Genomic DNA, 12,169 nt, shown 5'->3' on the forward strand with positions numbered 1-12,169 from the left:
CATCCACCCTCCCACTCTCCCACTCATCCACCCCTTTTCCCGTCATGACCTCATCTATCGCAACCCCTACCCACTCGCCGCCGCCTGCGCGGGCGCGATCGCACCGCTCGATCCCTGCCCGGCTGCTGGTAGCCCCTTCGGTGATTCTGCTGGTGCTCTGGATGGTAGTGCCGCTGGCGATGGCGATCTGGTTTGCCTTCCAGCGTTACAACCTGCTGATTCCCGAAAATCGTGAGTTTGTCGGCTTTGCCAACTTCACCTACATTCTCACCGACCCCACCCTGTGGATTTCCATCGGCATCACCCTGGTGCTGGTGGTGTCGGTGCTGGCCATTACCATCGGCCTGGGCACCGTGCTGGCGGTGCTGTTTAACCAGGAGTTTCCCGGTCGGGGCGTGGCGCGGGTGCTGGCAATTTCGCCCTTTTTTGTCATGCCCACGGTCAGCGCCCTGATCTGGAAAAATATGCTGATGCACCCGGTCAACGGGCTATTTGCCCAGGTCACCCGAGGGCTGGGCCTGGGGGCGATTGACTGGTTTGCCAACTTCCCGCTGCTGGCGATCATCATCATCGTGGCCTGGCAGTGGCTGCCCTTTGCCCTGCTAATTTTGCTGACGGCGATTCAGTCCCTCGATACCGACCAGATGGAAGCGGCCCGCATGGATGGTGCGAGCGCGATCCAGCTGTTTCGCTTTGTGGTGCTGCCTCACCTCAACCGGGCGATCGCCGTGGTCGCCATGATCGAAACGATTTTCTTCCTCACCATCTTTGCCGAAATTTTCGTCACCACCGGGGGCGGGCCTGGCCTGGCCACCACTAACCTGGCCTACTACATCTACCTCAAAGCGCTGCTGGAGTTCGACGTCGGTGGAGCTTCGGCGGGCGGCTTGATTGCCGTCGTGCTGGCCAACATCGTGGCGATTTTCTTAATGCGCAGTGTTGCTCGTAATTTGGACACCTGATATGGCAACTAACCGATCCCACCGCTGGTGGATTCCGCTGCTGGGCTGGCTGGTGGCCTGCCTGCTGTTCTTCCCGATTTTTTGGATGTTTCTCACCAGCTTTAAGACCGAGGTGGCGGCGGTGGCCACCCCGCCCCAGCTGTTCTTTCGGCCCACCCTAGAGAACTACGTGGAGGTACAGACCCGAGCCTCGTACTTCAACTTTGCCCTAAATAGCGTGGTGATTTCCCTGGGGGCAACGATTGTGTCGCTGTTGCTGGCGATTCCGGCGGCCTACGCCATGTCGTTTTTCCCCACCAAGCGCACCAAGGGCACGCTGGTGTGGATGCTCTCAACCAAGATGCTGCCCGCCGTGGGCGTGCTGGTGCCGATTTACATCCTGGCGCGGGAGACGGGGCTGCTCGACACTCGCATTGGGTTGATCATTATTTACACCCTGATCAACCTGCCGATTGTGGTGTGGATGATCTACAGCTTCTTCAAAGAAGTGCCGAAGGAAATTCTCGAAGCCGATCGCATGGATGGCGCGTCCACCTATCAAGAACTGGTGCATGTGCTGATGCCTCTGGCCCTGCCGGGAATCTTTTCCACCGCCCTGCTCTCGATCATTTTGTCGTGGAATGAAGCCTTCTGGAGCCTCAATTTGACCACCTTTGATGCGGCTCCATTGACGGCGTTTATTGCGTCATTCTCTAGCCCCCAGGGTTTGTTTTGGGCCAAGCTGTCGGCGGCCTCTAGTATGGCGATCGCCCCCATTCTCATCTTCGGCTGGTTCAGCCAGCGGCAGCTGGTGCGAGGTCTCACCTTTGGGGCCGTCAAGTAAACGTCCACAAGAGCCGTGGGGTGGGCACTACCCACCAGCCTTAATTAAACGACATTCCACCCTAAAGAAATTATCTTTTCTCCCATCAATAAGGTGAGCCACCCATGTCAACCGTCACGTTACGAGATATCCATAAAACCTACGTCGATAACGAAGTGATCAAAGGCGTCGATCTCGACATTCACGACAAAGAATTTGTCGTCTTTGTCGGCCCCTCTGGCTGCGGCAAATCGACCCTGCTGCGCATGATCGCCGGGCTCGAAGACATCACCTCTGGCGACCTGCTGGTCGATGGCGATCGCATGAACGATGTGCCCCCCGACAAGCGCGGGCTGGCCATGGTGTTTCAGACCTACGCCCTCTACCCCCACATGACCGTGGCCGAAAATATGGCCTTCAGCCTGCGCCTGGCCGGGGTGTCTAAAGAGCGGCGCATGGAGCGGGCGCGGGACGTGGCGCGGGTTTTGCAGCTAGAGCCCCTGCTCGATCGCAAGCCCAAGGCCCTCTCCGGCGGCCAGCGGCAGCGGGTCGCCATCGGTCGTGCATTAGTTCGTAACCCGAAGGTATTCCTGTTTGACGAGCCCCTGTCGAACCTGGATGCGTCTTTGCGGGTGCAGATGCGTATCGAGCTGGCGGGGCTGCACGAAAGCCTGCAATCGACCATGATCTACGTCACCCACGACCAGGTGGAGGCCATGACCCTGGCCGACAAGATTGTGGTGCTCCAGGGCGGCGTGGTCGAGCAGGTGGGCTCGCCCCTGGAGCTGTACCACCATCCCCGCAACCTGTTTGTGGCCGGGTTCATTGGCTCGCCCAAGATGAACTTCATGGCGGTGCAGACCGTGGGCGTGCAAGATTCTGGCACCACCGTGCGCTTGCCCGGTGATGCCACCGTCACTATTCCGGTGCAGCCCAGATCTCTGTCGGCGGGCGATCGCGCCACCCTGGGCATTCGCCCCGAGCACCTGCGGATCGATGCCAGCAACCCTACGCTGATGGGTGAGGTCTTGGTGGTGGAGCGCCTGGGCGGCGAAACCTACCTCTACGTCAAGATCGCGGGCGGCGACACCTTTATCGTGCAGACCGACGGCGACAGTCGGGCCAAGGTGCGCGATCGCGTCCCTGTCGCCATCGACGGCCACCTCTGCCATCTGTTCGACGGCGCAGGCCAGGCGATTCCCAAAGCCGAGCGCCATCACCTCACCCTCACCCACCATCCCGAAGTACCCCTACAAACCGAAGCCCCCCTAGAGCAGACCTATGAACAGCCCATCCAACCCCACCAAATCCCTCGTCAAGCTGAATGAGCGATCGCTCGGCCAGCTCAGCGATCGCGTGCGCGTACCCCGCTATGATCGCAGCGCCGTCACCCCCGGCATTGTCCATATTGGGGTCGGCGGTTTCCATCGCGCCCACCAGGCGCTCTATATGGATAATTACCTGGAGCAAAACCCCGGCAGCGACTGGGCCATCTGCGGCGTCGGCCTGCTGGAGTTTGACCAGAAAATGCGCGATGCCCTGGAGTCCCAGGATTGTCTGTACACCCTGGTGGAGCGATCGCCCCAGGGCGACAATGCCCGCGTGATCGGCCCGATCACCCAATTTCTGTTTGCGCCGGATGACCGGGAAGCGGTGATCGAAACCCTGGCCGACCCCCAGTGCCGCATCGTCACCCTGACCATCACCGAAGGCGGTTACTACGTGGTCGAGGGTACGGGCGAGTTCGACGTGAATCACCCCACCATTCAGCACGACCTGCAAAACCCTGAGCAGCCCTACGGCGTCTACGGCTTTATCACCGCAGCCCTGAAGCGGCGCAGGGATAGAGGAATCAAACCCTTTACCGTGCTCTCCTGCGACAACATTCAGGGCAACGGCGACATGGTGGGCCGCATGCTGACCACTTTCGCCAACCTGCAAAACCCCGAGCTTAGCCGCTGGATTCAAGAAAACGTCGCTTTTCCCAACTGCATGGTGGATCGGATCACCCCCGCGACCACCCCCGGCGACCTGGAAATGGTGGCCAACCAGTTTGACCTCGACGATGCCTGGCCCGTGGTGGCCGAACCCTTCTTGCAGTGGGTGGTCGAAGATCGGTTCTGCAACGATCGCCCCGATTGGGAAAGCGTCGGCGTGCAGATGACCGACGACGTCTACCCCTACGAGATGATGAAGATTCGGCTGCTCAACACCAGCCACCTGCTGTTGGGCTACCTGGGGTCGCTGAAGGGCTACACCTACGCCCACGAGGCCATGGCCGACGCTCAGATTCGCCAGGCGATCGAGCGGCTGATGGATGAGGTCACCCCCACCCTGCACCCCGTCCCCGGTATCGACGTCACCCAGTACAAGCAAACCTTGGTCGAGCGCTTCTCGAACCCGAAGATTCGCGATCAGCTAGCCCGGCTCTGCCTCAACAGCTCGGCCAAGCTGCCCAAGTGGGCGCTAGGTTCTATCCGAGACAAGCTGGAGCAAAACGGCTCCATCGACTACCTCAGTCTCACCATCGCCGCCTGGTTCCGCTACCTCAGCGGCAACGACGATCAGGGGCAAGCCATGCCCATCGACGACCCCATGGCCGATACGCTCACAGAACGGGCCAGAGCTGGCGGCAAAGACCCCATGCCGCTGCTGAATCTGACGGATGTCTTCGGCGATCTCTCCCAGTCGGTGCGATTTGTCGAGGCGGTCACCCAGCACCTGCACCACCTCCATGAGTCGGGCACCGAAGCCACCCTGGCCAAGCTGCTATAGCGACCCTGGTTAGGATTCGGTATAAGTGGTTGAAGGCTGAGATCTAGGCAACATCTCGACTAAACTGGCGGCGGCACTTTCTGGTGGCGGGCAAGCCCACTGGGGCAGATGACGATCGCATGCCTCAGTGATAAGCTGCGGAAAGTTTGTCTCGATAGATTAATCACTTAGATCCATGAATCCCCTGATTGAGCGCATCCAGACCAGCCTGCTTGATTTGGTTGGGCAGTTCATTCAGCTCTTGCCGGGGATCCTGATTGGGCTGGTGGTGGTGCTAATGACCGGGTATGCCGCCAAGGTGACCCAGCGGCTGGTGCGAAAGATGACCCAGCGACTGGTGCCCAGCCGATCGCTACAGCTGCTGGCCGTGCAGGTGACGCGCATTGGCACCTGGGTCGCGGGCATTATCATTGCGGCGGTGGTGGCGTTTCCTGACCTGCGGTTGGGCGATGTGATTGGGCTATTGGGGCTGGGTTCGGTGGCGATCGGCTTTGCCTTTCAGGACATTTTTAAGAACTTTTTGGCGGGCATTTTGCTGCTGGTGGAAGAGCCCTTTCGCCTGGGCGATCAGGTGATGATGTGCGACTTTGAGGGCACGGTAGAAGCGATTAAAATTCGCTCGACCCAGCTGCGCACCTATACCGGGGAGTTGGTCGAAATTCCCAACGCGATCGTGTTTACCAACCCGGTTCGGGTGCTGACTGCCTACGGCAGCCGTCGTACCGACCTGGCGATCGGGGTGGACTACACCACGCCTCTGCCCCTGGCCAAGCGGACCTTTCTGGCGGTGCTCGATCGCGCCGAGGGGGTGCTGAATGACCCGGCCCCGGAGGTGGATGTGGTGGGCTTTGGTGACAGCTCCATCGACTTTAAGGTGCGATACTGGACCACGCCCCAGATGGCGGTGGTGCGCCGCATTCAAACCCAGGTGGCGATGGCGCTCAAAGCCGCCTGCGACGAGGCCGGGATTTCGATTCCCTACCCCATTCGCACGGTACATCTGTTTGATCAGACCCAGTTTGAGGAGAGCAAGCGCCTGGGCAACGGTGCTGGAGATCTGTCTAGATAGTAGGGGCGCAGCATGCTACGCCCCTACGAGGTTCCTGAGTATGAATTGAGGTCTCCTGAAGCGGCTTTTGGTTGGCCTGATTGATTCACGCTCGGAGCAGACGGGCCGGAGGCCCATCCCATAAGAGGCTGGCCTTTTGGGCCTCAAGGGCTTGGGAAAAAATCTTGTGAGATAGCTGTCTCGGCTGTCCACCTACGCGGGCGCTGCGCTGCGAATGCAGCGGCCAATGTGGGTGTCGATTTTGAGAATGTGGCTGGTCAACCAGTCCACCAGTTTTTCGTAAATCTCCAGGGCAACGGCATCGCTGGCGTCGCTGGCTTTGTACTGATCGTGCAGGTGGCCAAAGGTTTCGATGAAAGTGGCGTGGGCCTGCTGGTTGACCTCGGCAATCGGGCATTTGTGCCTGGCGGCGCAGGCTTCTTCGTGCTCGAAGTGCCACTCGGCGTAGAACTTGAGAAAGGCAAACAGCTTTTTGATCGCGGTAGCGCCTTTGCGGTGGGCGATCGCCTGTCCCAGATCGTTGACGGCGGCGATCAACTCCTTGTGGTGGGCGTCGATCATGGGGACGCCCGTGCTGAGGGAGTCGTCCCAGGTGAAGGTTTGGATTGTGGTTGTAGGGTTCATGGGGAGAGGGGGGTTAGGGAGCGATGGGGATGAGGAGATAGAGGGGTGGAGAAGTTTTGAGTGCTTAATTTTGAAGTAGGGCGTAAACCCTGAAATTCAACGCTCACAACCTATCTTTCACGGCTTCATGATTCGCCATCAGTAGCGGTACGAGGGTAGTCAGCCAGAGGGCCAGGGCACTGTCGTAGGGCAGGGTGAGGTTGAGCCAGATCCACAGCATGATCCCCAGACCGGGCAGGCTGGTGATCCAGTCGGCCAGTTTGAGCAGGCCCAGAAAACCTTGCAATAGTCGCAACGTGCCGTGGGACATGGCTACACCTTACCTTTGAGAAAACCAACCAGGTTTTGCAGAAACGACTGACTCACCGGGGGGGCCGCACCAGCGGCGATCGGGTCGGGGCCGGAGGCGAGAGGGGGTTCGGGGTCTGCCTCTAGCAGGTCAAGGGCCGATGCGGGGGGAGCAGCCATCAGCGGCATTTCTTCGGCCAGGCCAGTGACAATCAGCCGAAAAGCAATCTGCTGAGCCTTGGCCACGGGCAGGTTGAGCTGTTGAGCAATGTCGGCCAGGGCCATCGTGCCGTTGGTAAATTCCCACACCTGCCACTCGTTGGGGTTGAGGCGCAGGTTGGGTTTGCTCTCGACCACGCTGACTAGGGCTGAGGAGGGAGCGGGCAGTTTTTCCTCAAGGGCATGCCAGTCTTTCAGCGCCCGCAGCCCGGCCAGGGTGACATCGGTAGCCGTGGCAATCAGCCCGGTCATTTCCGTCCTGGCAATGGGCGCTTTGGGGTCAAATTGAAACCAGCCGTCAGAGAGGGCAAACAGGGCGCACACCTGGCGCATCACCTGAGTGTAGAACAGCAGCTTGAGCTGTTCGGCGGTCAGCACGCCCTGATTTTTGAGGCACAGCCCCAGGGGAGTGTTGATCTGGCAGGTCTGGGCCAGCCGGGAGACGGCGTTGTCGCCCATCCAGCCCCGCTGGGCAATCAGGCGCATGAGGCCGCGCTGGTCAAGGGCATTGCCAGCGGCCACAATTTGTCCCTGGTTGAACCAGATGTGGTGGTTGTGGCGTTCGGTAGTCTGGGTGTCGGCCAGGGTGCAGATGGTGAGCAACCCGGTTTTGTTGCCCTGTTCCAGTAGCTGAAACAGTTCTGGCAGGGAGAAATCGGCGAGGTATCCAGTGACAGTCATGGGAGGTATCCCTTTGGCTGGGAGAGAGAAGGGGTGCTGGGGTGCTGGGTGCTGTACTGGGATGTCTTCAACGTGGCATCCGTAAATCCCGCAGGGTGACGGGTGATGTTGCAGGATTGCAAGGGGGCTCTGAGGGGTTATGGGGTGGGGGCCAGAACGGTGGCCCAGGTGTGCTGCACCAGGGCAATCACGGCCTGGGCCACCGAGGCGGTTTCGTTAGCGTTGACCGTCACCAGGGGCGGGCGGCGGCTGGGGTTGGGGTAGCCCAGGGCAAGGGCGATGTTGGCCGCATCCCAGGCTCCGGGACAGTCGGTGTGGGTGAGGCCGATGATCATGGGCACCGGCGATCGCTGTTTCATGAACATCATGATTCGACGGGCCTCGCGGAACTCGTGGGGCCGATGGGCCGCCACCAGCAAAATGTAGGCGTGGGCCTTTTGAATCAGGATGTCCCACATGAAGTCGAAGCGCGACTGGCCGGGGGTGCCGTAGAGGTGCAGGGCCATGTCGGGGCCAAACTGCAGACGGCCAAAGTCAAAGGCTACGGTGGTGCGCTTTTTGATCAGAAGAGCTTCGTCGGTGGCGCGGCGGTCCGTATCTACCACCTCAATCTCGCTCACCGATCGAATGAAGGTCGATTTACCGGCTCCCACGGGGCCAGTGACCACTAAACGCATGATTTCCATGGCTGGAGGCGGCAATGAAGGAATTGGTGAGGGCGGAGCAAACTGCTAAACCGGGGGGGGCAACCCACTCCGCCAGGGGCAAAGGGCTACATCAAAACGGCTTTCAGATCGCCTAGGGTGCGCTTAATTTCAAGCATCAGCAGGCCCTGCTTAGCCGCTTTGTCGGCCAGCACCAGAAACACCGCATCTTCACCGCAGCTGGTGAGAATGCCGTAGCCTTTATCGCCTTCTACAAAAATACGGTCAATGCCGCCGCGAGCCAGTTCGCTACCAATGCGATCGCCCAGGGAAAGCATAGCCGCCGACATGGCTGAAACCCGCTCTTCATCCATACCGCCGGGCAGGCTAGCGGCCAGGGGCAGACCGTCGGGGGTGACTACCGCCGCCCCTTGAATATCGGTAGTAGAGGTGACAAAGCTCTGCAGAATGTGGGTTAGTTTTTCGGTGCTAATAGCCATGGTAAGTCTCTTGAATTAAGGATGAATTTGAGAAAAAAGGGAGGAAATTGAATTAGCTGAAACTTAAATCAGCGCCTGCTACATGGCCGCTGCGCCAGTCGCTACCAGCCGTCGAAAAAGACCCTCAGACCAGCCTGTTTCTTTCAGCACCGCCGCTGACGATACTTCGATATAGGCCTGCTCAATAAAGGCCAGATCGACCATGCAAATCTTGCTCAGAGCGTCACAGAGCTGCTGATCCTTGCCATCAACCTTGGCTCGCTTGCCCGCTTCATGGACGACCACGGCCATAGCGGGCACGACATGCTGAGGGCCAATGCCAATGCGAACGTGAATCAGGCCAATACGCCAGCGCCTGTCGGCGTAGTCGCCGCCCCAGTTATCCATGCCGGTAAACATTTCGTGAAACCAGGCGACAAAGGTTTCGCGCAGGCGATGAATGCGGCCCTCGGACTCATTTAGAATGGCACTCATTTCGGCATCGCGGCCCATATAGTCATAGAAATAGTTGGCCATTTCAGGCGCAATTTCTAAGCCCCAAGCAGCGGCGTCCTGAAGTATTTTCTTGTCGTCGGCACTGAAGCCAGTACGCGACACCATTTTGGTCATAAACTCGTTCGGCTCAAGGCTCATTTAGCTAATCCTTCAAAGATGACTTCGAATCAACATCCTTGTTTTAGCTGTTGAGCCCCATGGGTCAACATCGAAGTAACACCTAAAGTTTCGCCCATGGCAGATCTTGTTGCTGTTCCCGAGAAGGAACGGTGATCTTTATAGTTTGATAACGGTTTTGGCGGTTATGTATTAAAACGGGGAGTGCTTTATTTCTTAAGCAATGGCCTAAAGCACACTCGTTGAGATGAAGGATTGTAAACCAATTAAACAATCTTGAGCGTGTTAATGTCGGTGCGAAGAATGCCAAAGTCACGTTAGAGCGATCGCACTTTGACAACTCCCAGCTTGTTTATTTCGGGATCGCGGTGCAGCAAAAATATGTTTATGAATAAGCATGGCTTTTTCTCAGACTCAAGGGTTCTAAATTAAGGCTCAGTGGATTGTATCGAGTCGCTAAAATGGCGTTAATAATTGGCTTCTTTAGCGATATGTAAATCAGTTGGCTGAACGGTCTGGTCAAAAGCTTCGTAGATCTACGGAATTGTTCAATACATTTCTTCACATTGACAGAACGATCGCAACATCAGCTCAGTAGCTTCCGGTACGCTAACCGTGAAATACCTCAGCGAGTTGCCCCAGAGGAAGTGTCATTAGTGAGCTAAACATCTGTCGTTCTGGTGCGTGGGCGGTAAGTCTGCTCCGCAGTGCGCCACAAACTTCCCCCCCTATCGCTCAAAAGAGCCCAATTCTGGCACCATAATCTTGGCACTTAGAGGCAGTAAGACATGGCCCGACGACCAACCGCCGATGAAGGGATAGATCTGGCTCCCTTAATCGACCACTCGCTGCTCAGCCCCGTCGCAACCGCTGAGCAGGTGGCCCAGTGGTGTGCCGAGGGCGATCGCTATGGTTTTGCCTCAGTTTGTATTGCCCCCTGCCACGTGCCCCAGGCGGTCGATCTGTTGCACAACAGCAGGGTCAAGGTCTGCACGGTGATTGGCTTCCCTACCGGGGCGACCACCTCGGCCACCAAGCTCTTTGAGGCCCAGGAGGCCGCCGATCGCGGTGCCGACGAACTGGATGTGGTGATCAACCTGAGCTGGCTGAAGGCGGGCCAGACCGATGCAGTCCACCGCGAGATCGCCACCATCTGCGAAGAGACCGGGCTGCTGGTCAAAGCCATTCTCGAAACCGCCGTGCTGAGCCCCGCCGAAATTGCCCTGGCTGCCGACATCTGCATGGATGCGGGGGCGACCTTTCTGAAGACCAGCACCGGCTGGCAGGGCGGGGCCACCGTGGAGGTAGTGCGCCAGCTGGGAAATATTGCCCAGGGGCGGGTGGGCATCAAGGCCTCCGGCGGCATTGGTACCGCGGCCCAGGCGGTGGCGCTGGTGCAGGCAGGCGCTACTCGCCTGGGCACCTCGCGGGGAGTCGAGCTGGTGCGGCAGCAGCAGGAAACGGCCGCATCGCAGTAGGGGGTGCTATCGATGCCGACTGAATGGCCCAATCAAAATGGCCCAATCAAAATGGCTCAATCAAAATGGCCCAATCAAAACCGACCGATTAGGTTTTGGGTGAGGGCCAAAAGACCTATCAGGGTCAGCAGCCCCAGCGATCGCCGGAAGTAGTTGACTCCAGCAAACAGCTCCTGCCAGGCCCAGGTATACCAGGTGCCAAAGGCAATCAGCGTCACGACGGATTGCAGGGCGCTGCTGGGCAGAATCGCCTGTAGCAGGGTGGCAACAACGGCCACGATCGCGGGCAGGTTGGGCTTTTGGCCGATCACGATATTGCCCTCGCGATCGCGGAAGATGCGATCCAAAGCGGAGTTGGGGGCTGATGACTTTAACTCGGTATTTTGTGGAGATGACATAGCTCTGATCGTAGGAGTTCGGACTGGACAGGGCAGGCGCACAGTTAGGCTGCAATGTCTGCCAAAAACGGTTGGTAGCGGGAAGGGTGTGCGTTGCGACCGCGCGCTAAACGGGACGTTTTAATCTCTATTGGCCAATGGAGCGGTACCGGGCCTGCACCATAAAAAAGATGCCGTAGGCCAAGAGCCCAATGGCCACGGTTCCCAGCACCCAGGCTCCGTAGGGCTGCTGCCGCAGGGAGGCAAGGGCACCCCCCAACCCCATCGCCTGATCGGGATTGGACTGCCGGGCCGCCTGAATGAAGAAAAACCCAATGATGGCAAAGACAACACCCCGAGCCGCAAACCCAAACCGACCGATGCGAATGATCCAGGTCTCTTCGGTCCGGCTCATGTCGCCGAGTTTGAGCTGGCGCTTAAATGACGCCTTGTAGGCCCGGTAAAACTGGTAAACCCCAAGCCCAATCATGAGGGCACCACCTGCGCCCACCAGCCACTGGCCAAAGGGCTGAGCCAGCAATCGGGCCGTCCAGTCGCGGGAGGCGGCATCGCTGTCGCTGGCGCTGGCGCCCGCCCAGGCGATCTGCACCGCCGTCAGCGCTAAACCGAGGTAGATCAGGCCATTCCCAATGTAGCTACTGCGCTGGAGCAGCCCTTTCATGTCGTGGCCTTTGTGCTCAAAGTCCGCGATCGCCTCCACCATGCGCCACAGGCCGTATCCCAGCAGGCCAACGGCGACCAGGGTCAACAAAACCTGGCCAAAGGGCTGCTCGACAATGGTGGGCAAGACGCCCTGGGCGTCGGTTGTACGGCCTCCGGTGCCTATGGCCACCTGGGCCGCCAGCAGCCCCACTAGCGAGTACACAATCCCTTTGGCGGCAAACCCCGCTCGCGCCAGACCCTCCACCCAGGGATTGTCTGCGGCCTCCCTGGCGGTTTGCTTTGCCTGGCCTCCGACGTCGCCAGTCGAAAATTTTCGCCCTCTCATGGGTGTTTCCCTTTGGATAAAGATTTTGCAGACTGCTGTAGTGACTGCAATCTATCCTCGGTAGAGTAGCCAACTGGCAAGGGCGTTAACGTCTGCCCCAGGTATGGAGTCAAAGGTATAGAAATAAGA

The 12,169-nt window shown here is 58.8% G+C and carries 14 protein-coding genes; 6 read left to right on the forward strand and 8 right to left on the reverse strand.

What is annotated here, in order from left to right; all coding sequences use genetic code 11:
* Positions 1-44 precede the first annotated feature (44 nt).
* The 5 genes from NF78_RS19480 (at position 45) to NF78_RS19500 (ending at position 5,608) form a co-directional block, all read left to right on the forward strand.
* Positions 45-962 (forward strand): carbohydrate ABC transporter permease, encoded by a 918-nt coding sequence (locus tag NF78_RS19480; RefSeq protein ID WP_035990980.1) that lies wholly within the window; start codon positions 45-47, stop codon positions 960-962.
* 1 nt (position 963) lies between these two features.
* Positions 964-1,785, forward strand: a complete 822-nt coding sequence (locus NF78_RS19485) for a carbohydrate ABC transporter permease (protein WP_035990982.1) — start codon at positions 964-966, stop codon at positions 1,783-1,785.
* A 104-nt stretch (positions 1,786-1,889) separates the two neighbouring features.
* Positions 1,890-3,092, forward strand: coding sequence for an ABC transporter ATP-binding protein (locus tag NF78_RS19490; RefSeq protein WP_081972771.1), 1,203 nt, complete (start codon positions 1,890-1,892; stop codon positions 3,090-3,092).
* Positions 3,046-4,539: a mannitol dehydrogenase family protein gene (locus NF78_RS19495; protein ID WP_035990985.1), complete on the forward strand. Its 1,494-nt coding sequence runs from the start codon at positions 3,046-3,048 to the stop codon at positions 4,537-4,539. Before NF78_RS19490 ends, NF78_RS19495 begins: the two co-directional genes overlap by 47 nt.
* Before the next feature lie 175 nt (positions 4,540-4,714).
* A complete protein-coding gene (locus NF78_RS19500) occupies positions 4,715-5,608 on the forward strand; it encodes a mechanosensitive ion channel family protein (RefSeq protein ID WP_035990987.1) in 894 nt (297 codons plus the stop codon).
* A 192-nt stretch (positions 5,609-5,800) separates the two neighbouring features.
* Here the strand turns inward: NF78_RS19500 and NF78_RS19505 are convergent, their stop codons facing one another.
* The 6 genes from NF78_RS19505 to NF78_RS19530 form a co-directional block, all read right to left on the reverse strand.
* Positions 5,801-6,232 carry a bacteriohemerythrin gene (locus NF78_RS19505; protein WP_035990989.1) on the reverse strand — a complete coding sequence of 144 codons (432 nt, stop codon included), beginning with the start codon at positions 6,230-6,232 and terminating at the stop codon, positions 5,801-5,803.
* A gap of 103 nt (positions 6,233-6,335) precedes the next feature.
* Complete coding sequence (locus NF78_RS19510; protein ID WP_035990991.1) at positions 6,336-6,542, reverse strand: hypothetical protein; 207 nt, start codon at positions 6,540-6,542, stop codon at positions 6,336-6,338.
* 2 nt (positions 6,543-6,544) lie between these two features.
* Complete coding sequence (locus tag NF78_RS19515; protein WP_035990995.1) at positions 6,545-7,420, reverse strand: DUF4388 domain-containing protein; 876 nt, start codon at positions 7,418-7,420, stop codon at positions 6,545-6,547.
* 137 nt (positions 7,421-7,557) lie between these two features.
* Entirely contained in the window at positions 7,558-8,106 is a 549-nt protein-coding gene (locus NF78_RS19520) for a GTP-binding protein (protein WP_035990997.1), read from the reverse strand.
* Between the two features lie 86 nt (positions 8,107-8,192).
* The gene (locus NF78_RS19525; protein WP_035991000.1) at positions 8,193-8,564 is read right to left on the reverse strand and encodes a roadblock/LC7 domain-containing protein; all 372 of its coding nucleotides are present in this window, start codon (positions 8,562-8,564) and stop codon (positions 8,193-8,195) included.
* Positions 8,565-8,642: 78 nt separating this feature from the next.
* On the reverse strand, positions 8,643-9,197 hold the full coding sequence (locus tag NF78_RS19530) for a protoglobin domain-containing protein (protein WP_035991003.1): 555 nt from the start codon (positions 9,195-9,197) through the stop codon (positions 8,643-8,645).
* 767 nt (positions 9,198-9,964) lie between these two features.
* Here NF78_RS19530 and deoC point away from each other — a divergent pair.
* On the forward strand, positions 9,965-10,654 hold the full coding sequence (deoC, locus tag NF78_RS19535; RefSeq protein WP_035991004.1) for a deoxyribose-phosphate aldolase: 690 nt from the start codon (positions 9,965-9,967) through the stop codon (positions 10,652-10,654).
* A 74-nt stretch (positions 10,655-10,728) separates the two neighbouring features.
* On the opposite strand, the gene NF78_RS19540 is transcribed toward deoC, so the two are convergent.
* Both NF78_RS19540 and NF78_RS19545 read right to left on the reverse strand, forming a co-directional pair.
* Positions 10,729-11,052: a hypothetical protein gene (locus NF78_RS19540; protein ID WP_035991006.1), complete on the reverse strand. Its 324-nt coding sequence runs from the start codon at positions 11,050-11,052 to the stop codon at positions 10,729-10,731.
* 127 nt (positions 11,053-11,179) lie between these two features.
* On the reverse strand, positions 11,180-12,040 hold the full coding sequence (locus NF78_RS19545; RefSeq protein ID WP_052050760.1) for a DUF1206 domain-containing protein: 861 nt from the start codon (positions 12,038-12,040) through the stop codon (positions 11,180-11,182).
* Positions 12,041-12,169 lie beyond the last annotated feature (129 nt).

Source organism: Leptolyngbya sp. KIOST-1 (assembly GCF_000763385.1).
Lineage (GTDB): Bacteria > Cyanobacteriota > Cyanobacteriia > Phormidesmidales > Phormidesmidaceae > Nodosilinea.

Coding starts and splice junctions, on each gene's coding strand:
- NF78_RS19545 (WP_052050760.1), bottom strand. CDS start 12,040: ATGAGAGGGCGAAAATTTTCGACTGGCGACGTCGGAGGCCAGGCAAAG.
- NF78_RS19520 (WP_035990997.1), bottom strand. CDS start 8,106: ATGGAAATCATGCGTTTAGTGGTCACTGGCCCCGTGGGAGCCGGTAAA.
- NF78_RS19540 (WP_035991006.1), bottom strand. CDS start 11,052: ATGTCATCTCCACAAAATACCGAGTTAAAGTCATCAGCCCCCAACTCC.
- deoC (WP_035991004.1), top strand. CDS start 9,965: ATGGCCCGACGACCAACCGCCGATGAAGGGATAGATCTGGCTCCCTTA.
- NF78_RS19505 (WP_035990989.1), bottom strand. CDS start 6,232: ATGAACCCTACAACCACAATCCAAACCTTCACCTGGGACGACTCCCTC.
- NF78_RS19495 (WP_035990985.1), top strand. CDS start 3,046: ATGAACAGCCCATCCAACCCCACCAAATCCCTCGTCAAGCTGAATGAG.
- NF78_RS19490 (WP_081972771.1), top strand. CDS start 1,890: ATGTCAACCGTCACGTTACGAGATATCCATAAAACCTACGTCGATAAC.
- NF78_RS19530 (WP_035991003.1), bottom strand. CDS start 9,197: ATGAGCCTTGAGCCGAACGAGTTTATGACCAAAATGGTGTCGCGTACT.
- NF78_RS19480 (WP_035990980.1), top strand. CDS start 45: ATGACCTCATCTATCGCAACCCCTACCCACTCGCCGCCGCCTGCGCGG.
- NF78_RS19510 (WP_035990991.1), bottom strand. CDS start 6,542: ATGTCCCACGGCACGTTGCGACTATTGCAAGGTTTTCTGGGCCTGCTC.
- NF78_RS19515 (WP_035990995.1), bottom strand. CDS start 7,420: ATGACTGTCACTGGATACCTCGCCGATTTCTCCCTGCCAGAACTGTTT.
- NF78_RS19525 (WP_035991000.1), bottom strand. CDS start 8,564: ATGGCTATTAGCACCGAAAAACTAACCCACATTCTGCAGAGCTTTGTC.
- NF78_RS19500 (WP_035990987.1), top strand. CDS start 4,715: ATGAATCCCCTGATTGAGCGCATCCAGACCAGCCTGCTTGATTTGGTT.
- NF78_RS19485 (WP_035990982.1), top strand. CDS start 964: ATGGCAACTAACCGATCCCACCGCTGGTGGATTCCGCTGCTGGGCTGG.